The 23,663-nt window shown below is 34.3% G+C and carries 23 protein-coding genes; 8 read left to right on the top strand and 15 right to left on the bottom strand.

Translation table 11 applies throughout. The features are described from left to right. Window positions 1-4 precede the first annotated feature (4 nt). The 5 genes from JJQ60_RS06845 to JJQ60_RS06825 all read left to right on the top strand — a co-directional run bounded on the left by JJQ60_RS06845 (window position 5) and on the right by JJQ60_RS06825 (window position 3,229). Window positions 5-982 carry an NADPH:quinone oxidoreductase family protein gene (locus tag JJQ60_RS06845; protein ID WP_201918019.1) on the top strand — a complete coding sequence of 326 codons (978 nt, stop codon included), beginning with the start codon at window positions 5-7 and terminating at the stop codon, window positions 980-982. A gap of 20 nt (window positions 983-1,002) precedes the next feature. Beyond that, window positions 1,003-1,740, top strand: a complete 738-nt coding sequence (gene fabG / locus JJQ60_RS06840) for a 3-oxoacyl-ACP reductase FabG (RefSeq protein WP_201918017.1) — start codon at window positions 1,003-1,005, stop codon at window positions 1,738-1,740. An 8-nt stretch (window positions 1,741-1,748) separates the two neighbouring features. Beyond that, complete coding sequence (locus JJQ60_RS06835; protein ID WP_201918015.1) at window positions 1,749-2,216, top strand: MaoC family dehydratase; 468 nt, start codon at window positions 1,749-1,751, stop codon at window positions 2,214-2,216. 99 nt (window positions 2,217-2,315) lie between these two features. After that, window positions 2,316-2,627 carry a hypothetical protein gene (locus JJQ60_RS06830; protein WP_201918013.1) on the top strand — a complete coding sequence of 104 codons (312 nt, stop codon included), beginning with the start codon at window positions 2,316-2,318 and terminating at the stop codon, window positions 2,625-2,627. Window positions 2,628-2,752: 125 nt separating this feature from the next. Continuing rightward, window positions 2,753-3,229 carry a ferritin gene (locus tag JJQ60_RS06825; protein ID WP_236669057.1) on the top strand — a complete coding sequence of 159 codons (477 nt, stop codon included), beginning with the start codon at window positions 2,753-2,755 and terminating at the stop codon, window positions 3,227-3,229. 25 nt (window positions 3,230-3,254) lie between these two features. Here JJQ60_RS06825 and JJQ60_RS06820 read toward each other — a convergent pair whose 3' ends face one another. The 5 genes from JJQ60_RS06820 to hutH all read right to left on the bottom strand — a co-directional run bounded on the left by JJQ60_RS06820 (window position 3,255) and on the right by hutH (window position 10,275). Beyond that, on the bottom strand, window positions 3,255-3,737 hold the full coding sequence (locus JJQ60_RS06820) for a hypothetical protein (RefSeq protein ID WP_201918009.1): 483 nt from the start codon (window positions 3,735-3,737) through the stop codon (window positions 3,255-3,257). A 689-nt stretch (window positions 3,738-4,426) separates the two neighbouring features. After that, on the bottom strand, window positions 4,427-5,380 hold the full coding sequence (hutG, locus tag JJQ60_RS06815) for a formimidoylglutamase (protein ID WP_201918007.1): 954 nt from the start codon (window positions 5,378-5,380) through the stop codon (window positions 4,427-4,429). Window positions 5,381-5,398: 18 nt separating this feature from the next. Further along, window positions 5,399-7,405: a urocanate hydratase gene (locus JJQ60_RS06810; RefSeq protein WP_201918005.1), complete on the bottom strand. Its 2,007-nt coding sequence runs from the start codon at window positions 7,403-7,405 to the stop codon at window positions 5,399-5,401. 6 nt (window positions 7,406-7,411) lie between these two features. Then, window positions 7,412-8,665: an imidazolonepropionase gene (gene hutI / locus JJQ60_RS06805; protein WP_201918003.1), complete on the bottom strand. Its 1,254-nt coding sequence runs from the start codon at window positions 8,663-8,665 to the stop codon at window positions 7,412-7,414. A 38-nt stretch (window positions 8,666-8,703) separates the two neighbouring features. Then, window positions 8,704-10,275, bottom strand: coding sequence for a histidine ammonia-lyase (hutH, locus tag JJQ60_RS06800; protein ID WP_201918001.1), 1,572 nt, complete (start codon window positions 10,273-10,275; stop codon window positions 8,704-8,706). 92 nt (window positions 10,276-10,367) lie between these two features. On the opposite strand from hutH, the gene JJQ60_RS06795 reads away from it, so the two are divergent. Together JJQ60_RS06795 and JJQ60_RS06790 are read left to right on the top strand one after the other, a co-directional pair. Next, entirely contained in the window at window positions 10,368-11,252 is an 885-nt protein-coding gene (locus JJQ60_RS06795; protein ID WP_201917999.1) for a LysR family transcriptional regulator, read from the top strand. Window positions 11,253-11,472: 220 nt separating this feature from the next. Beyond that, entirely contained in the window at window positions 11,473-12,102 is a 630-nt protein-coding gene (locus JJQ60_RS06790; RefSeq protein ID WP_201917997.1) for a porin family protein, read from the top strand. A 27-nt stretch (window positions 12,103-12,129) separates the two neighbouring features. Here the strand turns inward: JJQ60_RS06790 and JJQ60_RS06785 are convergent, their stop codons facing one another. From JJQ60_RS06785 to JJQ60_RS06760, 6 genes are all read right to left on the bottom strand, one after another. Then, window positions 12,130-12,495: a SnoaL-like domain-containing protein gene (locus JJQ60_RS06785; RefSeq protein WP_201917995.1), complete on the bottom strand. Its 366-nt coding sequence runs from the start codon at window positions 12,493-12,495 to the stop codon at window positions 12,130-12,132. A gap of 95 nt (window positions 12,496-12,590) precedes the next feature. Next, a complete protein-coding gene (locus JJQ60_RS06780) occupies window positions 12,591-13,898 on the bottom strand; it encodes a cryptochrome/photolyase family protein (RefSeq protein WP_201917994.1) in 1,308 nt (435 codons plus the stop codon). Window positions 13,899-13,900: 2 nt separating this feature from the next. Further along, complete coding sequence (locus JJQ60_RS06775; RefSeq protein WP_201917992.1) at window positions 13,901-14,599, bottom strand: SDR family NAD(P)-dependent oxidoreductase; 699 nt, start codon at window positions 14,597-14,599, stop codon at window positions 13,901-13,903. 10 nt (window positions 14,600-14,609) lie between these two features. Next, window positions 14,610-15,104 carry an SRPBCC family protein gene (locus tag JJQ60_RS06770; protein WP_201917990.1) on the bottom strand — a complete coding sequence of 165 codons (495 nt, stop codon included), beginning with the start codon at window positions 15,102-15,104 and terminating at the stop codon, window positions 14,610-14,612. 87 nt (window positions 15,105-15,191) lie between these two features. Continuing rightward, complete coding sequence (locus JJQ60_RS06765) at window positions 15,192-15,548, bottom strand: hypothetical protein (protein ID WP_201917989.1); 357 nt, start codon at window positions 15,546-15,548, stop codon at window positions 15,192-15,194. Window positions 15,549-15,633: 85 nt separating this feature from the next. Continuing rightward, window positions 15,634-16,293 (bottom strand): MIP/aquaporin family protein, encoded by a 660-nt coding sequence (locus tag JJQ60_RS06760; protein WP_201917987.1) that lies wholly within the window; start codon window positions 16,291-16,293, stop codon window positions 15,634-15,636. A gap of 117 nt (window positions 16,294-16,410) precedes the next feature. Here JJQ60_RS06760 and JJQ60_RS06755 point away from each other — a divergent pair, with 117 nt between their 5' ends. Further along, the gene (locus JJQ60_RS06755) at window positions 16,411-17,253 is read left to right on the top strand and encodes a DUF2911 domain-containing protein (RefSeq protein ID WP_201917986.1); all 843 of its coding nucleotides are present in this window, start codon (window positions 16,411-16,413) and stop codon (window positions 17,251-17,253) included. A 74-nt stretch (window positions 17,254-17,327) separates the two neighbouring features. On the opposite strand, the gene JJQ60_RS06750 is transcribed toward JJQ60_RS06755, so the two are convergent. The 4 genes from JJQ60_RS06750 to JJQ60_RS06735 all read right to left on the bottom strand — a co-directional run bounded on the left by JJQ60_RS06750 (window position 17,328) and on the right by JJQ60_RS06735 (window position 23,587). Continuing rightward, window positions 17,328-18,116 (bottom strand): tetratricopeptide repeat protein, encoded by a 789-nt coding sequence (locus tag JJQ60_RS06750; RefSeq protein ID WP_201917984.1) that lies wholly within the window; start codon window positions 18,114-18,116, stop codon window positions 17,328-17,330. Between the two features lie 132 nt (window positions 18,117-18,248). Beyond that, window positions 18,249-19,232, bottom strand: coding sequence for a Gfo/Idh/MocA family protein (locus tag JJQ60_RS06745; RefSeq protein ID WP_201917983.1), 984 nt, complete (start codon window positions 19,230-19,232; stop codon window positions 18,249-18,251). Then, a complete protein-coding gene (locus JJQ60_RS06740) occupies window positions 19,232-20,911 on the bottom strand; it encodes a sodium:solute symporter (RefSeq protein WP_201917982.1) in 1,680 nt (559 codons plus the stop codon). The genes JJQ60_RS06745 and JJQ60_RS06740 overlap by 1 nt, the downstream gene beginning before the upstream one ends. A 177-nt stretch (window positions 20,912-21,088) precedes the next feature. Next, entirely contained in the window at window positions 21,089-23,587 is a 2,499-nt protein-coding gene (locus JJQ60_RS06735) for a PIG-L family deacetylase (protein WP_201917981.1), read from the bottom strand. Window positions 23,588-23,663 lie beyond the last annotated feature (76 nt).

Below are 23,663 nucleotides of genomic sequence, written 5' to 3'. Positions count from 1 at the left end.
CAAGATGAAAGCAATAGTTTGTAAAAAATTTGGTCCACCTTCCGATTTAATACTTGAAGAGTTAGATAGTCTCAGGCCTAAGGCTAAAGAAGTTGTGGTGTCAGTAAAAGCCTGTGGGGTAAATTTTCCAGATACATTGATTATTCAAGGATTGTATCAGTTTAAACCAGATTTACCCTTTACACCAGGAAGTGATATTGCTGGAGTAGTTAAAGAAGTTGGAACAGAAATTTCTCATCTTAAACCAGGGGATGAGGTTTTTGGATTTGTCATGCATGGGGGATATGCCGAAGAGGTCATTGTGCCTGGTAATGCATGTTTTAAAAAACCACCCATGATGAATTTTCCTGTTGCTGCTTCCTTTATGATGGCATACGGGACATCTTACCACGCATTAAAAGACAGAGGTAAACTAAAAGAAGGAGAAACCCTGCTGGTCCTGGGAGCTTCAGGAGGGGTTGGTTTAGCAGCTGTTGAGTTAGGAAAACTTATGGGAGCAAAAGTTATTGCTGCAGCTTCAACAAATGAAAAACTAGAATTATGTAAAGCTTTTGGTGCTGATGAAATTATTAATTATACCGAAGAAGATTTAAAATCAAGAATCAAAGAACTAACCAATGGTAAAGGAGTAGATATGGTCTATGATCCTGTTGGTGGTGCTTACTCTGAAGCCGCTATTCGAGGTATGGCCTGGGAAGGTCGCTATTTGGTTGTTGGTTTTGCAACCGGTGAGATCCCTAAAATTCCTCTTAACCTGGCTTTACTTAAGGGTTGTGCTATTGTAGGCGTATTTTGGGGGAGTTTTGCCATGAAAACCCCTAAAAAGAACATGGAAAATACAATGGAGCTGATGCAGTGGTATGGTGCAGGTAAACTAAAACCCCATATTCATAAAATTTACCCTTTAAAAGATGCATCACTTGCTCTTCAGGAAATGATACAACGTAAGGTTAGAGGGAAAGTTGTTATAGAATGTTCTTAATACTAATTCATACATAAAAAATGAGATTAAAAGATAAAGTTGCTATTGTTACTGGTGGAGCCAGAGGAATAGGAAAAGCAGTTTCAGAGTTATTTGCCGAAGAAGGGGCGACCGTGATCATTTGGGATCTCTTGGATGATGGTGATAATACGGCTAAAAATATTGTAAAAACTGGAAATAGTGCAGAGTTTACCAAAATTTCTGTCACTAATAAAGAAGCTATTGAGGTTGAAGCAGAAAGAATTCATAAGAAATATGGTAAGATTGATATTTTGATTAATAATGCAGGTATTACAAAAGATCGAACGTTACATAAAATGAGTGAATCAGAATGGGATGCCGTAATTGATGTAAATCTTAAAGGCGTGTTTTTGTGCACTCAAATAGTTTCAAAATATATGAAAGAAGCTGGTTACGGACGTATTGTTTCTGCGGCATCTAATGTTGGATTACGCGGGAATTTTGGTCAAACCAATTATGCGGCAACAAAAGCAGGTGTGATTGCAATGTCAAAAACCTGGACTATGGAGCTAGGTAAATACGGCATTACTGCTAACGCATTGGCTCCTGGCTTTACTCTTACCGAAATGACTGATCAAATTCCGAAGGAACATCTAGCTGGGATTGAAAAACAAATACCGTTGCAAAAAGCTGCTTTACCAAAAGATATTGCTTATGGATATTTGTATTTAGCTTCAGACGAGGCTTCATATGTATCAGGGATTTGTTTAACTATAGATGGAGGTATCTCAAGATAAATAACATTATGAATCAACTTGTTTATAAAGATTTTGAAGCATTTAGAAAATTGGAAGGTGAGCAATTGCCTGTTGGAGACTGGATAATGATAACTCAAGACATGATCAATACTTTTGCAGACGTAACACAGGATTTTCAGTGGGTTCATGTAGATGTAGAACGTGCGAGGAAGGAATCTCCTTTTAAAAAAACTATTGCACACGGCTTTTTGTCAATTTCGTTGCTTTCAAAAATGCTAATGGATCTCATAACTGTTGAAAGTGCGGTTATGGGATTTAATTATGGACTTAATAAAGTGCGTTTTCCACACCCGGTTATGGTGGATAGTCGTTTACGGCTGCACAGTAGCGTTACCAAGATAGAAGAGTATGCAGACAATGGTTTGAAAATCACGTGGGATTGTACTCTTGAAATTGAAGGTATTGAAAAACCGGCTTGTGTGGCAGAGTTTGTATCCTTGATGTTTGAAGGGTAGTTTTTTTAATGAATGCTTCTCTTAGTGTAAGTGTTAATCAAAAAAATCGACTTAATATTTGGATTAAATCTAAATAAGAATTAGTTTCGTGCCCGGAATATGAATTTACTTTTTGCTTCAAAATATTACGCTTCTTATCAATCTACTGAAGATAGGTGTTTTTACCTTGATTTTGGCCATAAAATGGTAAAGCTTTCTTTTTGCCAACTCCTTAGTTTACGCTATAAGGCAAAACAATTATCATCGCATGACAACCTAGAATATATGCTAAATCATGCTGATGTAACGTTATTGACTTTCTGTGATAAAGAGCATGTGGTTTTGTTAGATACACTTCAGGTTTTAGATTTTGCAGAATTGATTCAGGGTACTTTTGCTATGATGGAATTAAATAGCGTCCTAGCTATTTAATTTGCTTAGATTTAGACTTACTATAAATTAAAATACTACCTTTTTTAACGCTTTCTTTTCCTTAATTTTATAGTTAGAATTAAAAAACTCACGCTATGGAAAATATTGCAAGACAAAAAATTAGTATGAATTTGGAGGTTATGGATATGCTTAACCAACAAATAGCTAAAGAACAGCACTCTTCATCAGTATATTTGGCAATGGCTTCATGGTGTGATCAAAAGGGACTACCGAGAAGCGCTTCTTTTTTTTACAAGCAATCTTTAGAAGAAAGAGAGCATATGATGAAGATTTTCAAATTTATCAATGATTGTGGTGGTGCAGCTTATTCTCCGGATGTTACTAAAATACCTCATGAGTACGCATCACTTACAGAAGTCTTTGAATTGGCACTACAACAAGAAATTTCAGTAACACAGTCAATTTATAAAATTGTTGCAAAGTGTAGAAAAGTTAATGATTTTGGAGTCGAGAATTTCCTTCAATGGTTTGTCGAAGAGCAAATGGAAGAAGAACAGAGTATACGAGATATCTTGGATATGATTGAGCTTATGGGTGACGCTCCTCTTAAATTAATAGATGAACGTATACCAAATGAATAAATTATTCTTTGGTTTTCTTTTTGATTTATATTTTGGATAATAGAGCTTCTAACTCTATGTTATAATCGTATTGTAAATCTTCATGAAACAGAGGTAGCTTCTTTTTGATAACTGCAAGTTCCCTTCGGGCTATAGTTTGCAATACAGCATTTCTTTTTATATACGGCTGAAAATCGATCAACTTTTGGCAAAAATAGAGAAGTAGCTCAATTTCGGTTTCCTTGTTTTTTGAGTATCGTATATATTTCTTGATTGTACGAAGTATTTTACGCACACTTTTTTTAATATAATGATAGGATTTGGTATTGATGATATCAAATTCTTCATCAACTTCACTTTTAACGCTCGTTATATAGCCATCTTCATCAGAGGATTCAAATAACAAGTATGAGAGTAACTCTTTATTTTCTTTTTTAAATCGGGATAGCCTTAGGCATAACTCTACAAGTTCTTGATGAGAATGGTCCGATAGTTCTGTTTTAATTTCTATTACTGAGGCAGATTTCATAGGTGCAATTTAGGTAAAAGATTGAATTGATCATTATTGCTAATTTTTGGTATTAGCCATATACATTTTAATTGAATTAGATTCAGTGGTTGATGATCGACAATATTTTGATAATAACCGTTTTAGTTTCTTTTTGTTTGATTGTTAGTGTTTTATGTTGCTGTGAATGTAGTTCTACTTTACTGCTTCATGACTCTTTTTTGAGTTATCAACATAGTTATTAACAATTAAAGTAGGTTTTGGATTACTTAAAATATTAATAATACCACTATTGGTGTATTTGATCGTTATTTTTATTTATTTCAACAAATTATTAACAAATAATAAACATTTTATTTGGTTTTATGTTGATAACTAGCTACTTTAGTATCAAATAACCTTAAATCACACAATCATGAATTATTTAAACTTTAATAGTATAGTTAAATTTTTAAGTGAACTCCCAGAAGCTTCAAGTTATGCGATTCGTAAGTAGTAATAGAGATATAACAAATATTGGCTATTTGTTTTTTAAATCAATACGAGGGATTATTTTTTGGTAATCCCTTCTTTATTTTTAAAAAGTGAATCGGAGATTTTTCTTTAACTTCTTGGCAAGAGCTTGATAGCATTAAATAGAGAAATAAAACTCCCTCTTTGTATGTAGTGGTTATACAAACGTTTAGAAAAGTGTTCTTTAAAAGGTTTTGTTATATGCTTTGTAGTTCTTGTAGGATACTATAAATTAATCTGGAAGCTAACCTTGCGGTACAGTGATCAATATCATATTTAGGATTGAATTCTACTAAGTCAACACTTAATAACTTTTTAGAATGACAAATCTTTTGAATGGTTTCTAGTGCTATGTTCAAAGAAAAACCTACTGGAGAAGGAGCACTTACCCCCGGAGCATATGCAGAAGAGAATCCATCAATATCGATGGTAAGATAAACAAGATCTACAGAATCTATTAAAGTATCAACAGCTTTAGTGATTTCATCCTTATTTAGAAGAGTAAACTCGGTATTAAAAAGATAGTTAACATTTAATTTGTTTGCAGTTTCAAATAACTCTCTATTATTTGCTTCTTTTTGAATACCAAGACATAGGTATTCGAATATATTATTTTCTTTAGCAATTTGATAAAAAGGAGTGCCAGAGTTTCCTTGATCTTTTACTACTCTAAGATCAAAATGCGCATCAAAATTAATAATCCCAATTCTTTTTTCTGGAAATTGCTTTTTAATTCCATTATAATGGGCATAGGCAAGGTCATGACCTCCACCTACAACAATGGGAAATATTTGATTCTTTAAAATCGTAGCAATGCAGTTTGAAGTTTCGAGTTGTGTTTCTTCAAGATTTCCTGTTGGGCATGTAATATTTCCAATATCTAAAATGGTTAAATCATCAGAAAAATGATTTGATAATGGAGCTAACATTTTTCGAATGACATCGGGGCCTTCTTTTGCACCAATACGACCATGATTCCTACGCACACCTTCGTCGCAGGCATACCCTAACAAAGCAAAAGACTTCTTATTGGTGTCAGGAAAGGCATCCCTTTTTAGATCATGACAAATAATCTTTTCATGCAGATACAATTGATCATTCGATGAACGACCAGTCCAGAGGTCCTTATTCGGCTGCATGTAATATTTCATGATTTTATATACTATATATTAACTCTTAAAATTTTTATTGATTATGTTCTCTTCGACCAAGTTTGGCAAAGTAACTTTTAGATCCGGAGTGCGCTCCATTTCTCTTTGAATGGCAAATAACGCTTCTTTATTTCTGGCCCAGCTTCTTCTGGATATACCATTATTTACATCATAAAAGAGCATACGTTGTAATCTTTGTGCGGCTTCATTAGATCCATCTAGAACAAGTCCGAAACCTCCATTTATTACTTCTCCCCAACCAACACCGCCACCATTGTGTATTGATACCCAGGTTGCTCCTCTAAAACTATCTCCAATAACATTGTGAATGGCCATATCGGCAGTAAACTTGCTGCCATCATAGATATTGCTAGTTTCTCTATAAGGCGAATCTGTACCACTTACATCATGATGATCTCTTCCTAAAACTATTGGCGAAGTAATTTTTCCATTTTTGATGGCCTCGTTAAAGGCTTGAGCAATTTTTATTCTCCCTTCGGCATCGGCATATAAAATTCTTGCCTGCGAGCCTACTACGAGTTTATTTTGTTTAGCTTCCTGTATCCAAGTAATGTTATCCTGCATCTGTTGTTGAATTTCTTTTGGAGAAGCTTTTTTAATTACTTTCATTACTTCTAAAGCAATTTGATCGGTTTTGTCTAAGTCTTCGGGGTTCCCTGAAGTACAAACCCATCTAAATGGTCCAAATCCGTAATCGAAACACATAGGTCCAAGAATATCCTGCACGTATGATGGGTATTTAAAATCAATGCCATTTTTAGCCATTATATCTGCACCCGCTCGTGAAGCCTCAAGTAAAAATGCATTTCCATAGTCAAAAAAGTAAGTACCTCTTTCTGTATGTTTATTAATTGCGGCTGCATGCCTTCGTAATGATTCCTGAACTTTAGTTTTAAACTGTTTCGGGTTGTTTGCAATCATTGCATTGGATTCTTCATAACTAAGCCCAACGGGATAATATCCGCCAGACCATGGATTATGTAATGATGTTTGATCAGACCCTAGTTCTATATGTATGTTTTCGTCATAGAATCGTTCCCAAACGTCTACAATGTTACCTTGATAGGCAATAGATACAACCTCATTGTTTTTAACTGCTTTTTGGGTTCTGTCTACTAAATCTGTAAGATTATCAAGAATTTCATCTACCCAACCTTGATCATAACGTTTAATGGCGGCTTGCGAATTGATTTCGGCACAAATTGTTATGCATCCGGCTATAGTGCCTGCTTTTGGTTGTGCTCCGCTCATTCCACCTAATCCTGCCGTTAAAAAAATCTTACCAGCCGGAATTTCATTTGATTTCAACGTTTTTCTAAAAGCGTTCATTACCGTAATGGTTGTACCATGAACAATACCTTGTGGACCAATATACATATAACTTCCTGCTGTCATTTGACCATACTGAGTAACGCCCAATGCATTATATTTTTCCCAATCATCAGGTTTAGAGTAATTAGGTATCATCATTCCATTAGTAACCACTACTCTAGGCGCATCTTTTGAAGATGGGAATAATCCCATAGGGTGTCCAGAGTACATATGCAAGGTTTGCTCATCGGTTATTGTTGCTAAATACTGCATTGTAATAAGATATTGTGCCCAATTTTGAAAAACGGCACCATTCCCTCCATACGTAATTAACTCATAAGGATGTTGAGCTACTTCGGGGTCCAGGTTATTTTGAATCATTAACATAAGACCGGCTGCTTGTTTGGTTTTGGCAGGATATTCATCAATAGGGCGGGCATATATATCATATTCTGGTATAAAGCGATACATATAAATACGGCCATATTCATTAAGTTCTTCTAAGAACTCTAAAGCAAGCTCATCGTGCCATGGTTTTGGGAAATATCTCAACGCATTACGAAGAGCCAATTTTTTTTCCTCTATCGATAAGATTTGTTTTCGCTTTGGAGCACGACTAATGGTAGCATCCAACTCTTTTTTTGATGGTAATGTTTGAGGTATGCCCTGAAGTATTTTTTCTTTGAAGTTCATTGTTGTTTAATTATGATCAGAATACACAATATCTCCTCGTTTCCATACTTGAGAAGGAGTCATTTTTCCTTGATGATAGAATATTTCGTTAAAATGATTTGTACGAAACAGATTAAAATCGGCTAACATACCGGTTACTAATCGTCCACGGTCATTAAGATTCAGGGCAGCTGATGCTCTACATGTGATTCCTGCCAAGACTTCTGCATTGGATAATTTTTGGAATGTACCTAAAATGCATGCTTGAGTTAATAGGTCTCCCATAGGTGCTGACCCTGGGTTCCAGTCGCTAGCAATGGCAAGGGCACCTCCTGCATCCAATAGTTTTCGAGCAGGAGTAAAATCGCATCCTAATCCAATAGAAGCACCTGGTAAAGCTACTGAAACTACATTGCTATTACTCAATAAAGCTATTTCGTCTTCGGTGCTTGCTTCAAGATGATCTGCACTAATTGCATTCATTTGTACAGCAACTTCACTACCTCCTGTGCTAAACTGGTCTGCATGAACTGTAATATCAAACCCCATTGCTTTAGCTTTCCTAAAATACAGGTAAATGTCTGATGGAAGAAAAGCGCTTTTTTCAATAAAAGCATCGATTCTGTTGGTAAGATTCTCTTCTTTTAGGATAGGGAAAAGCGTATTGCTTATGGTGTCAAGATATGTTTCATGATTTCCATCAAAATCTTTGGGTAGCATATGTGCGGCCAGACAGGTAGGAATAAGATCAGCTTCCAGGTTTTGATTAGCACTTTTTATAGCACGTAGCATTTTTAATTCTTCAGAAACAGATAGTCCATATCCACTTTTTACTTCTATAGTGGTAATTCCACTTTTCAAGAGTGTATTTGCTCGTTTCAGAATACCGTAAGTAAGTTCTTGTTGTGTTGCTTTCCTGGTTTGTGTTACTGTATCCCAAATTCCGCCTCCGGCTTCGGCAATCTCTAAATACGATTTACCACCATTTCGCATAGCATAATCTCTTGCTCTTGATCCCGAAAAGCAAATATGCGTATGCGCGTCTACAAATCCAGGAGTACATACATAATTGGCTTGTAATTCGATAATTTCGGCATCTAATGAAGCCGCCTCTTTTTTAATTTCAGTATAATCACCTATGCTATAGATTTTCTCATTTTCAATAAGTATTCCTACATTGTTCTGGATAGATAATTCTTCATCCTTGATAGGACCTTTTGTGGCTATCTCTTCCAGACTTATAAGTTGAGAAAACGGACCAATTAATTTGTATTTCTTCATAATGCTACTTTACAGTTTTCCTAAACATATTTATCTAATTAATATACCTCAAATTCATTAGAATACTGGGTTTCCAATGATAATTTTTCCCTTTTAGAGATTTTATCAGTAATATGTATTATGGTATTGTCTTTAATCATCTCAATTCCTTTTTCAATATCATCTGCAAACACACGGTCCTTATCTGCAAAAGGTACTACTGTTCTTACATATTTATGAATTTCGTCAAGGATTTTTCCCGATTTTAGAGGTTTTCTAAATTCAAAAGCTTGGGTAGCGGTTAGTAGCTCAATGGCTAGGATTTTTTCTACATTTTCAAGTACTCTTAATGCTTTTCTTCCACCGATAGATCCCATGCTTACATGATCTTCTTGCCCTAGAGATGTTGGGATACTATCTGCGCTTGATGGAAAACATAGCCCTTTATTTTCACTTGCTAATGCCGCCGTTGTGTATTGAAGAATCATATAGCCAGAATTGATTCCTGTATCCTCCATAAGTAGTTTTGGTACTCCCGGTGAGTTTCCTTCTAGTGCAAGATATATTCTACGATCTGAAATATTACCGATTTCTGAAGCGGCTAAGCATGCATAATCTAATGCCATTGCTAGTGGTTGTCCATGAAAACTACCCCCACTAATGGTAAGGTTTTCATCTATAATGATTGGGTTATCTGTAACAGAGTTGAGTTCTATTTCAAGTAACTCTTTGAGATGTAGCCACGCATTTCTTGAAGCACCATGAACTTGAGGGATACAACGCAGGGAGTATGGATCCTGAACTCTATCGCAATCAATATGATCTTCCATGATTTCTGAACCTTTTAATAAAGATTTTACCCTGGTTGCTGTATGAATATTTCCTTTAAAAGGGCGTAATTGATGTAGCTCTTTGTAAAAAGGTTTAACCGATCCTTGTAGTCCTTCAATCATCATTGCACCAATAATATCTGCATGCGAAAGACAATTGTGAAGTTTTGATAGAACTTGTACGGCATGTGCAGCAATAAATTGTGTTCCGTTAATTAAGGCAAGACCTTCTTTTGGACCTAAATCAACGGGAGTTAACCCGGTATGTTTAAATAATTCTTTTGTGGTTATTGTTTTTTGTTGATATATGACTTTTCCTAATCCGATTAGAGGTAAAAATAAATGGGACAGCGGGGCTAAATCTCCAGAAGCACCTACAGATCCCTGACAAGGTACTATCGGTATAGCATCATTTTCTATGTGCCATAATATTCTTTCAATAGTTTTTACTGCTATACCAGAATGCCCTTTGGCCAATGACTGTATTTTTAAAATCATCATCAACTTTGCAATTTGACGGTCGATAGGTTCTCCTACACCAACACTATGGCTTTGTAAAATGTTACTTTGTAAAATTTTTGTTTCTTCTTTCGTGATTTTTGTTGTGCATAATGGTCCAAAACCTGTATTGATCCCATACACTGGTTGTCCTTTTTCGACAATATTATCAACTACTTGGCGGTTTTTTTGAATTTTATTTCTAGTGGCTTCAGAGATGATGCCTTTAATTTCTCCTTGAGCTATTTTTATGGCCATTCCAGCGGTAAGATAATCTTCTCCGTAAGAAAAATGTTGTGACATATTTGACAGTATTATGTTGCTGATTTGTAATTACTAAATTAATAGTTACTTTTAATAATTAAAAATACTTATTTTGTTAATTACTAATAACTATGAGTTATCAATTAGAGCTTCGACATTTTGCATATTTTTTGGCTGTTGCAGAAGAACTTCATTTTAGAAAAGCAGCAGAGAAATTATTTATTTCCCAGCCAGGGTTGAGTAGGCAGATTAAACAACTGGAAGAACGTATCGGGGTTTCGCTTTTTGATAGAAATAAACGTAATGTAAGTTTAACGCCAGCGGGTCTTTATCTTAAAAAAGAACTGGAGTATATTTTTAATCATATTGATTTTACCGTAAAACAAACTCGTTTGATTGATAAGGGTAATAAAGGAGAAATACGAATTGGTTTTTTGGGATCGGCAATGCAAACAGTGATTCCTGAGTTGTTGGTAAAATCTAATACAAAGTTTCCTGCAATACGATTTAATCTAGAAGAAATGTCTAATCACTTACAAGTTGAAGCTATAGAAAAAGATCAGTTAGATATAGGTTTTGTAAGATTGGCTCGTGTGCCAAAAGGTTTGAAAATGAGAACAGTTTTTGAAGATACTTTTTCTTTGGTTTTACCAGAAAATCACAAATTGACAAAAGAGACATTTAGAAGTATTAAGCAGGTATCGGAAGAAAATTTTGTGTTATTTTCTTCCGATTATAGCTCCTTATACTATGATAAGATAATGAGTATCTGCGAGGATAAAGGTTTTACACCTAAAGTTTCTCATAAATCTGTTCACGCTCAAACTATTTATAAGTTGGTCGAGAGTGGGTTAGGAGTTGCTATAGTTCCTACATCACTACAGTATGGATTTGATTTAGGGGTAAAGTTTCTTGAAATTCCGCGGATATCACAAAAAACATTATTATCGGTGATTTGGAAAGAAAATAATCGAAATCCAGCCCTAGAACAAATTAAAAGTTTACTTAACGTATAGTTTAATCGTTACAGGCGTAATTATATTTTTTTATTTCTGGAAAGTGTTGTTTACTTTTGGTTTTCATTTTTTCTTCATTTAGAAAATTAGTAGTGAAGAAAATTGATTAGAATATATTTTGATTGATACTTAATGTGAAGTGTATGTATTATATAAGTATCAAAAGAAATTTTACGGATTTTTTTTCGTTTATATACTAATTTGCTCCAAATTTATAATTATGATTAAAAGACTTTATTTCATTGTTTTAGTGCTTGGTTTAATGGCTCAGACAAGTAATGCCCAAGTAGAATCGTTTCAAATGGGCTTTAAATTCGGACTTAATGTTGCTGATCTTCTTGGAGACCAAACTAGCGGTTTTGATCCAAGAACTATTGTCCATGTTGGTTTAGCTGCCGAAATCCCCATTAATGAGTATTTAGCTGTGCAACCTGAGTTGTTATATTCTTTTCAAGGGGTGAAATATGATAGTGAAGAACCTAACTTTGATGATGAAATACTCAAACTAGATTATATTTATTTACCAGTAATGGTAAAATACTATCCATTTTATGTAGTTCCAGGTTTTAGTATAGAAGTAGGGCCACAAGTAGGATATCTGGCTGCTGCTGTGAGACAACTCAAAAATTCTATTGGTGGAGGTACAGAAAAATCTGATATTGATGTTAAAGATATTATTTCAGATGTTGATTATGGTGCTAATTTTGGATTGGGTTATCAATTCGAGATGGGAGCTTTTTTTCAAGCTCGTTACAGCTTAGGTCTAGCAAATATTGTAGACGATGAAGCGAATGACACTATCGAAAGACAACATTCGGTTGTTCAATTATCGGTTGGTGTTAAATTCTAATTTACCGAAGTTTTAATAGATAGTTTTCTATGCAGGCATTGTATAGAAAAACTGTTCCTCAGTAATTTTTCCATTGTTTACTTGATAAACGGCAAGTTCTTCTATTTGCATGCGACCTTGTCCTTTAAAAGTGCAGTCCATTTTCATTTTGCAACTAAAATGATCTTCTGCAACAATTGGATCCGAGATTTCTCCTCCATGAAACTCTTCTACACTTGCATACCAATCTTCACTCTTTTTGGTTACTGCATCTTTACCAGATATTACCGAATTTGGTACACCAGGCATTTCTTTACTTACTACGTTGTTGGCATATAACTCATTAATGGCCTGCATATTTTCGCCAATACGGCAAAGCTCTACCAAACGATCTGCTACTTGCTGTGTGTTCATCGGTTTGAAGTTTAAGGGTTAGTACTTATAAAAATATCCTTTAAAATACAAAAAACTTCATTCGAATTATTTTAAAAAAATGTTATAATTTGTTGTTAACCAATGGCTTCTTTGTAGACTTTTAAACATCGTTCTCGTGCCATTTTATGATCAATTATGGGTTGTGGGTAAGTAAGTTCGTTGAGATCGTTAACCCAAGTATTAATATATTGTAATGCTTTATCAAATTTGGTAATTTGAGTGGTAGGATTAAAAATTCTAAAATATGGAGCTGCATCTACGCCAGAACCAGCAGCCCATTGCCAGTTTCCAACATTGGCCGACATGTCATAATCGAGTAATTTTTCGGCAAAATATGCTTCTCCCCAACGCCAGTCTATTAATAAATGCTTGCATAAAAAACTTGCTACGACCATTCGTACACGATTATGCATATATCCAGTTTGATTAAGTTGACGCATTCCGGCATCGACTAGAGGATATCCAGTTGTTCCATTTTTCCAATTCTCAAATTCATCTTCATTATTGCGCCAGTTAATTCTATCATATTTTGGCTTAAATGCCTTGTCTTTGGTATGAGGATAGTGCCAAAGTATTTGCATAAAAAAATCTCGCCATATTAATTCTGACCAAAATACTTCATTGTCTTGCATGATAGCTTTTTGTACTATTGTTCTTATTCCTACAGTGCCAAAACGAAGATGAGGACCCAGTCTAGATGTACCTTTGTTTTTTGCAGGAAAATTTCTAGTGTCTTCATAATTTTGAATTAGATTTGGAGACGCATCAAAATCAGGTATTTTGATTGAGGATGTTGTAAATCCCATATCACTCAACGATACTTTTGGAAGTGTTGTAGTTGTAATTAAGTTATTAAGATATTGCGTAGTTGTGCATGGTTTTGCTTTTAAGGCATTAAATGTATCCTTCCATTTATTTTTATAAGGCGTATATACAACATAAGCGCTTCCGTCGGCTTTTAAGATTTCGTCTTTTTCAAAAATTACTTGATCTTTAAAGGAAAGAAATTCAATTTTATTTTTAGTTAAAAGTGTTTTAATTTTTGCATCACGATTTATGGCATTAGGTTCATAATCATGATTAGTGTATACTTTTTGGATATCGTATTGAGATGTCAAGTTTTCAAAAACTGATTCTGGAGTTCCATAATATTGACCCAATGAGCTTGAATATGTTTTCTGAAGCTCTTGATTCATTTTTTGTAGAGTTTCGAAAATAAAGGTAACCCTGGAATCATTTTTAGGAAGGTGATCTAATATGTTTTTGTCAAAAATGAAAATTGGAAGCACTGGATATTTTCCTTGAAGAGCGTTAAATAATCCTACATTATCTTGAAGCCTAAGGTCTCTTCTAAACCAAAAAACAGATACTTTTTGGCTCATGCTTAATTAATATTTAGGGTTGACATTCCGCCATCAACGCCAATAACTTGTCCAGTAATCCAACTGCTATTATCGCTCAATAAAAAACTTGCAATATTGGCAATATCTTCCGCTTGACCAACACGTTTCATAGGATGCCTGTTGTTCATTACTTCCTTTTTCTTATCATTTCCGAGTAATCTTTTTGCTAAAGGAGTATCGGTTAGTGAAGGTGCAATGACATTAACTCTAAATTGAGGAGCATATTCTGCCGCAAGGGCTTTTGCAAAACCTTCTATAGCGCCTTTGGCGGCCGCAATACTGGTATGAAAAGGCATTCCTATTTTAACAGCAACGGTACTAAAAAATACTAAACTTGCTTGATCCGAGTTTTTAAGTTTTGGAAGAAGGTTATGCACAATTTTTACCAAAAACATAAAATTGATCTGCATATCTTCTTCAAAAGCTAAAGGAGAAAGCGTTTTAAAAGGTTTAAGGTTAATACTGCCTGGGCAATATACAAACCCATCAATTCGTTCTGGTAGCACTGAAGCGTCAATTTCATCTTTAGATGCATCATACGGAATATGAGTCACTTCCAGATTTCCAAGATTTTCATTGGTTCTTGATGCAATAAAAATATTATGTTCGCTATATAATTTTAAAGCAATTTCAAAACCAATTCCATGGCTTCCTCCAATTAGTAATATATTTTTTCTCATTTTTTAAGTGTTAAGCAAATACAATTGAATTGGTTGTGTTGGTATCTAATGTTCCAAATATTTCTATTAACTTTTTCTCTCGATATTTGAAGATTTCCTTAAGCTTTGGTTTAATCAGTATTGGATGTATTAGTTGTCCTAAAATTCCAAAAGGTATTTTATAATCAATTATGTCTTCCATTTCTACACCACCAGGAATCTTTTTTATGAAATGCTTGTGATGCCATAGTGCATAGGGCCCAAAGCGCTGTTCATCTACAAAGTATTGCTTATCTCTTACATGAGTGATCTCTGTCACCCATTTGTTTTTAATTCCCGCAACAGGGGTTACTATGTATTGTATAATTTGTCCTGGGTACATTTTACGATCAGCACCCGATAGAATATTAAAACCCATATAGTCTGGAGTAATAGTTTTAAGATTTTTAGGATCTGATAAAAACTCCCAAGCTTCATCAATAGAAATGGGTAAATTTTGTTTTGCCTTTAGCGTATAGATCTTCATATCTTCATGTAATTATGAAGTAAAGGTACAATGATTTTGTTTAACTTTTACGTGCTATCTGTTAAACAAAAAATAATTTTTTACAACTTAAAAATATGCTTCAGCCCATGATTTGGCGTCTTCAAGTGTATTAAAGAAAGCGAAAGATCTACCATATAATTGTTGTTCTATAATTGCCTTATCTCTTTCTTCACTGTTATCTGATACAATTGCAAGCCCTCTCATGTTAGAGAGTTGACCTTGTTTGTATATGTCGGGCGTAACATTAATATTATGCTTACGATGACTAATCATTAAAAAGTCTTTTGACTTATAGTACTTTCGTAATTGGTCTCTTATAATTGATGCTTTATCCAGAGTAAAATTGACGTTTTCGTTTATGGTAAGTATAACGAATTGATCATATAACTGCATTTGGCAAAATTCGTTAGAAAAATGCTCCATATTGGGGGATGTTTATTATATGATAAATATATGTTAAAAAGCCCTAATTATGCAAATCCTGATCAAAGAGAATTGCATAGAGTAATTAACAATCCTCACAGCAGTTATCAGGTTTTACAATTTTACATGTAACTACAGCTAATAATGCCCCTATGATTGGTGCTGTAAAATAGAGCCATTGGTGTTCCCAATGTCCAGATAAAAGAGCAGGTCCCAATGATCTTGCTGGATTCATAGATGCTTTGGTAACGGGGCCAGCAAACATGGCTTCTAATAGCACCACGCCTCCAATCGCTATACCAGCCATTGTTCCGGTTTCTTTTGATCCGGTGGAAACATTTATGATCACAACCATAAGAAAATAGGTGAGTAGTAATTCTAGTATAAATGCTTTGAAAGCATCAATTGAGGGTAGAGTCCCTCCTAAAAAGTCACTATCAGGGAATAAAAAAAGCAAAAGACTACTAGCAAATATTGCTCCTATACATTGGGCGATTATATACTTAGGTACTTCTTTCCATTCAAATTTTTTGGCATAAGCAAAGGCAATAGTAACCGCAGGATTAAAATGTGCTCCGGATATTTCTCCAAATGCATATATCATGGCCATAACAATCAGTCCCCATGTAATTGCTATCCCTACATGGGTAACATCACCACCGGTAATTTCATTAATAGTCATTGCACCTGTACCACAAAAAACTAAACTAAACGTGCCAATACTTTCTGAAATATATGTTCGCATGATTATCTGAATATGCTGACAAATATACTATTCCTTATTTTAAGTTTTTGTTAACTCTTAATGCAGGTGTATTCCTTATTTTCGTTGTCAATAATTCAACAAACTAAATTAAATACAATGAAAAAAATCGTCTTATTTCTTTCTGCGGCTTTATTATCTTTTGGGATAGAAGCTCAGGTTAAAACCCCACAACCTAGCCCATCTTCTAAAATTGAGCAGGTTATTGGATTAACAGATGTTTCTGTAGAGTACTCACGTCCTAGTATGAGAGGAAGAACTATTTTTGGAGATTTAGTGCCATTTGATAAACTTTGGAGAACAGGTGCTAATAAGAACACGCAAATTACGTTTAGTGATGATGTAAAAGTAGGAGGTAAGGAGCTAAAAAAAGGTACATATGCTATCTTTACAAAGCCTGGTAAGGAAAATTGGGAAGTGATTTTTTATAGCGATGCTAATAACTGGGGTACGCCTAGAGAATGGGATGATGCCAAAGTTGCTGCAAAAGTTTCTGTAAAACCTACTGTTATGCCTGTTAATATAGAGACTTTTACAATTGTATTCAGTGATTTTAAAATGGATTCTGCAATATTGAATTTTTTATGGGCTAAAACAGAAGCAGCTGTAAAAATAGAAGTTCCTGCAAAAGAGGCTGCTTTAGCTAGTATCGAAAAAGTTATGGCCGGACCATCTGCTGGAGATCATTATCAGGCGGCAGTGTTTTATAAAAACATAGAAAACTTTGATAAAGCAAAAGAACATATTGATAAAGCAATTTCTTTACGTAAAGAGCCAGCTTTCTGGTACCACAGACAGCAATCTTTGATCTATGCAAAAAAAGGAGATAAAGATGGTGCAATAAAAGCTGCAAAAACATCGTTAGAATTAGCAGAAAAAGCAGGAAATGCTGACTACGTAAAATTAAACAAAGATTCCCTTGCAGAGTGGGGGGCTAAATAAACACTCTTTTTCACACACAAATCATAAAAAGCGTTCTGTGTATTGCAGAACGCTTTTTTTTATTGATGTTTTTACTACATATCACACCAGTAATCTATATAGTATTCTTGAATTTTTGATTTTGAGATACGTTTTTTACAATATAAATCATTGAGCATATGAATTGGGTTTTTGGATCCCATATATCCTTGCCCATAAGGCCCATAATTTTCTTTAATACTTGCGGCAACTTTTAAAATAATTTGAATTGCCTTTTCTTCGTTTTTGGGTATCTTTTTACCATCAAGAAGCCATTGTGCTACTTTAAGATACATTTGCTCGTTATCAGAGTTTAGAAAAGCTTCTACTGCTTTCAAGTACTCACCGTTTTCTTCATGCAAACCGCCCAGAAAATCCAATATTCGACCATCATTTGGTTTATAGTCAAGAGCCTTTTCGAGGTACATTATTGCTTTATGAATGTCTTTTTTTATTGAAGAATCTTCGGGTTGATAGTAAATACGAGCAAGTTCAGTACATCCATCTGCCTTTAGTCCAGTATCTCCAAATTCAATCATACGGTTTAAGTATTTTCGGCTTTTAGAGTAGTTAATTGATACGTTCAGGTCTTCGTACCGGTATGCTTTAGAGAGAACACCAGCAGCAGCGGCCAAATTTTGCTTATCGGCTTTTTTATAATAAGTAATAGCAATTTTGGTATTCTCCTTTGTATTCTTACCGAATGGAAAATCATGAATTTTGGCGTAAAGAAATTGAGCAAGAGGATCATTTTTTTTAGCGAATAATTTTAGGTATTCTCTAATTTCTGAAATGGAGTCTACCGATAATACTCCTTTTTCATACTTCTTTAAATAATGCGTCACTTTTATCGTATCTAAGTAAGAATAAAGTGGAAAATTCTCATCTTGACCGGGTATAAGTATTTTATTTTGAGCACAGACTATGTTTGCATAACATAAAATGAAAAATAGAAGAGGGCACAATTTTATCATCACTTAGTTATTATAGGTTAGGTTAATCTTTTCTCTAACTGTATCCAAAAGTTGTATGAGTTGCCGGCTTTTTTCAAAAGTCATTATCGTACTTTCAATACGATTTTGTAATATCATTTCCTGCGCATGAATTGCTTCAAAGCTATATCCATTTGTGGGTGCTTCAAATTCAATATGCTCTGATTTTCCTTCTTTTTTTATTGTTACAGAAGATGGTTCATGAAAACGACTATTAATAATTATCGTTCCGTTTTCTAATGTTATAATTGCTTCGGTATTGGTTTTTTGATTGATAGCACTAAACAATGAAGCGGTTACTCCATTTTTATAGTGCAGTTGCATAGTACAGGTTTCATCTACAGCAGTTTTTCCGAAGGTTGCATGTGCATTGATTTTTTCAGGATATCCTAGAATAGTTAATGCAGCAAAAAGTGGATATATACCAACGTCTAGTAAGCTACCTCCTCCAAGTTTTTTATTAAAAACTCGACTATCTGGATTAAAAGCAGATGCAAAACCAAAATCAGCTTTAAGGGCTTTGACTTTTCCTAGTTCTTTTGATTCAATTTTATCTAAAACATATCTGTAATGCGGCAAAAAATAGGTCCAAAGGGCTTCCATTAAAAAGACCTTATTTTGTTGTGCTGCTATAATCATTTGTTCGACCTGATTTGCATTCATGGCAAATGGTTTTTCACATAAAACAGCCTTTTTGTTAGTAAGACACATTATCGTGTTTTGATAATGCAAAGTGTGTGGGGTTGCGATATAGATAATATCAATTTCAGGATCTTTACTTAGTGCTTCATAATTATCATAAAAGATAGCGGCGTTGTAGATAGCTCCAAAATCACTAGCTTTTTTAGTACTTCGGCTTGCTACTGCGTGAAGTTTTGCTGATGGAATTGTAAGAAGATCTTCTGCAAATTTATGTGCAATTTTACCACAACCAATAATACCCCATTTTATAACTCTTTCCGAGGACATTATGATGTTGTTTTAGGTTTAGAACCTATTGCAGGTTGTATTAAAATAGCAATTATCATTACCAAACCACAACCTAAAGCATTGAGCCATAAAAAGGGTAACCAATCTTGTGTCCAAACAAAAATCACAATACATTGGGTTATTATGGCGGCAATAAAAGTAGCGTTACTATGCACAAATTTTATAAAAAATGCCAATAGAAATATACCTAATACATTTCCATAAAAGATAGAACCAATAATATTAACTAACTGGATTAAATTATCAAATAAATTTGCAAAACATGCAACCAAAATGGCCAGTACTCCCCATACCAGTGTAAAGAATTTAGAAGCATTTACGTAATGCTTATCTGTTTTTTCGTCTTTTATATTGCGCTTATATAAATCAATTGTAGTTGTAGAAGCTAATGCATTGAGCTCTGAAGCGGTAGAAGACATTGCTGCTGATAAAATTACTGCTAGTAATAATCCGATCAATCCCCGCGGTAAATTATTAAGAATAAAATGAATAAAAACATAATCTTTATCATTGGTTTCTACATCTGGATTTGCTTTTTTAATTAGCACTTTTGCGTCATCTCTAATTTGTTTATCAACAACATTAAGCTCTTGAATTGATGTCTTACTCTTTACTTGATTGTCTGTTAAATAGTTATTTATAAACAATTCTTTTTTAGCATTAACTTCTTCTAATTTGTTTTCAAGTTGCTTATACTCCTGGGCATATTCAGAATTTTGAACAGCTTCTTTTGCTGCAGGGTTAAAATTTATGGGGGTAGGGTTAAATTGATAAAAAACGAATACCATAACTCCAACTAAAAGAATAAAGAATTGCATTGGTACTTTTAGTAATCCATTAAAAAGTAGCCCTAATTGACTTTCTTTAACAGATTTACCTGATAAATACCGTTGTACTTGACTTTGGTCGGTTCCAAAATAGGATAGCATTAAAAAAGTACCTCCTAAAATACCCGTCCAAACTGTGTAGCGATTATTAAGATCAAAAGAAAAATCTAAAACTTTCATTTTTCCACTAGCACCGGCAATGTCTAATGCTTTGGAAAAAGTAACGCCATCTGGTAAATAGCTTATAATTAGAAAAAAGGCAATAAACATTCCTGTAAAAATAACTGCCATTTGTTGTTTTTGAGTAACGCTTACGGCTTTAGTTCCGCCAGATACGGTATATATAATAACGAGAATCCCAATAATTATATTTAATGAAGTAAGATTCCACCCCAATACTGCTGATAATATAATGGCAGGAGCAAAAATAGTGATCCCCGCGCCTAATCCTCGTTGTATTAAAAATAATATGGCCGTTAGCGTTCGTGTTTTTAAATCAAATCTGCTTTCTAGGTATTCATATGCGGTATAGACGTTTAGTTTATGGTATAGTGGTATAAAAATCAAACAAATGATCACCATTGCGATAGGAAGTCCAAAATAAAATTGAACAAACCCCATTCCGCTATGAAATGCTTGTCCGGGAGTTGAAAGAAAGGTTATTGCACTGGCCTGAGTTGCCATTACAGATAAACCAATTGTCCACCATTTAGCCTCATTGCCTCCACGAATGTATTCTTGAACGTTTTTACTGCCTTTCGTTTTCCAGACCCCATATAAAACAATAAATAATAGGGTTCCGATGAGTACAATCCAGTCTATAGTTTGCATATGCTTATGATCAAGAATTAATTTGTGAATTATGAAATAAGAGTGTGTGTATTTTTATGAGGAATACATACTAGTGATCAAATAGAAAAATATGATGTATAATACATTAGCAATCAATACTGCTGAGTACAGCTTTTTCCAGACAAATTTTTCTTTTGATTCTTCCATTGCGGTCATTTATTTCCCTAAAGATAACATATTTGCAAAAAGACGATATGCACCCGGAACACCGGCAGGAAATTCTCTGAAAAAGCTAAGACCAGTGTATACATAATACCCTTTTCCATATTTTGCAATTAATAAAGGTCCCTTTTTTTGAGTTTCTCCTTTATCATTGGAAGCCAAAATTGCTGTATACTCTTTTGACCATTCGTTTGGAAAGTATAATCCACGTTCTTGTACCCATCCTTTAAAATCTTCTTTGGTAATTTTATTAGGAGAGTTTAAAACTTGGTGATCTGGAGCTAAAAAGGTTATTTCAGCATTTTCGTCAGTAACTCTATCTCTTGATAATTTAAATGGATAAGGGCCAAGATTTTCTTCAACCTTTAATCTTCGATTTGTATTATATTGAATGATTAAATTTCCTCCTGCTTTTACATAATCAAGCAAGTATTGCTGTTTAAATTTTAGTTGTTCTACCGTATTATAAGCTCTAATTCCGACTACAATGGCGTCAAAAGGTTTTAAGGTTTCTGCCGAAATTGATTCGGGATCAATAGTTGTTACCTTGTAGCCAATTTGCTGTAAGCTTTCTGGAACAACATCTCCTGCACCTTCAATATATCCTATATTTTGGCCTCTTTTCTTAATATCCAATTTAACCACCTTTGTTTCTGAAGGAAGAACTATAGTTTGATAGGGGATATGATCATAGTCTATAGTGATTATATCTTTCGAGAATACGTCTCCATTACAATTTATTATGGGTGAAATATATCCTTCGCTTTGATTTTGTGGTGCAGTAAGTTTAAAAACTACGGTTCTTTCCTCTCCTTGTTGGCTTAAAGTAAAATCAATATGTTCTGGCGATACTTCCCATCCTTCCGGATGTGCTAAAGAAATACTTCCTTTTATATTCGCTTTACCTGCTTTTATAATAATAGGAATTTGTTTTGAAGGGCCATTGGCATAAATAATTACTTTATCTTTTATATGTGCAGAAACCGTAGGTATAACCTCAAAAGGTTTATAAACCTCACCTTTTACAGGGTCATTGGTTTTGTATACTATTTCTTTTGAAAACGGAATTGAAACACCTTCAATTTGCAAATTGAATACCGCTTTAATTTTATGATCCGTTTCTGGTTTACCGATTAGTTTTTGATCATTGACCAGATACATTCCTAAAGTGCCCTTTTTGTTAAGCCAATAAGGGTTTGTATATTCAAAATCATTAGGAATCATTCCTTTAAATTCGAAATTGTTCCTAATATTATTAGAGAGTGCTTTCTCTGAAGCGTCATTTATATTGATTACATCGATTTTAATAGATTTCAATATAATATTTGAAGTACTTCTGTTAATAGCTTCTAATTTTAGGTTTATTTCACCTCCTTTGGTAGTATAGGGTTGGGTTGCCACAGCTTCTAGATAGAGTCCCGAAGCTCCAGCAATAATGCCTTTTATTTCTTTAGTTTTTACAGTTTTCCAGTGTTTATCTTCTAATTGCTGAATAAGTTGATATGCCTTTATGAGTTGAGGGATTGAAGCGGCAGGATTTCTAAAATCGAAATCTTTTTCTACTTGATATAAAATATTACCTATCTCTTTTCCGCCTTTAATGCGATTCCATGAAGTATCAATTCCTTCAAATATATTGGTTTTATCTTTTGGGAGTTCTCCTTTTATTAATTCGATGTACTCATTAGATGTTCCACGAGTTCCAGTACTACCAAATCCTTGAGATTTATGTTGGCTTCGACTAAGTGACGCGATTTCTGTATTAGAAAGACCTATGGTAGGGTAGTACACTCCAGTATCGAAGCTTAGCATCTTTGATTTATCGGCTTTTTCAAAGTTTTCTCTACTACCATAGAACCACCATGATGTATTAAAAAATAACCTTTTGGGTTGCCATGCCTCTGTATATTGAAGCTGATTTGGATACATTTCTTTATTAGCTGTAAGATCAAAGGCTTCAGTACTTAGCATAGCCGAAGATGTATGATGTCCATGTGTGCTTCCTGGAGTTCTATGATCAAATCGATTAATAATAACATCAGGTCTAAATTTTCTAATGGCCCATATCACATCACTTAATACTTCTTTTTTATTCCAAATGGAAAGTGTTTCGTCGGGGTGCTTAGAATACCCAAAATCATTGGCCCTCGTAAATATTTGTTCGCCACCATCAGTTTTTCTTGCGGCTAATAACTCTTGAGTTCGTATGGCTCCTAATTGTTCTCTTATCTCCGGTCCGATTAGGTTTTGCCCTCCATCTCCTCGAGTCAACGATAGGTAGGCAGTTCTGGCTTTAACATGGTTAGCCATAAATGAAATTAACCTGGTGTTTTCATCATCCGGATGTGCAGCAACGTATAGAACCGAACCTAAGAAGTTAAGTTTTTTTATTGATTCATGAATTTCTGATGCATTCGGTTTATTGGGTTGTTGTGCTCCTGATGTAAAAGGAATTAGTAAGCTTAGGCCGACTAAAAGAAATATTTTTCGCATAATTGTGGCTACAATTTTAATAGTAATGCTTCAAATATATAAAGATAAAATTCTCAGAAATGTGGTTTAAGGATAC

The organism is Aquimarina mytili, from assembly GCF_016735115.1.
Lineage (GTDB): Bacteria > Bacteroidota > Bacteroidia > Flavobacteriales > Flavobacteriaceae > Aquimarina > Aquimarina mytili.
The sequence above is the reverse complement of the archived record's forward strand: the minus strand, read 5'-3'. Positions and strand labels throughout refer to the sequence as shown.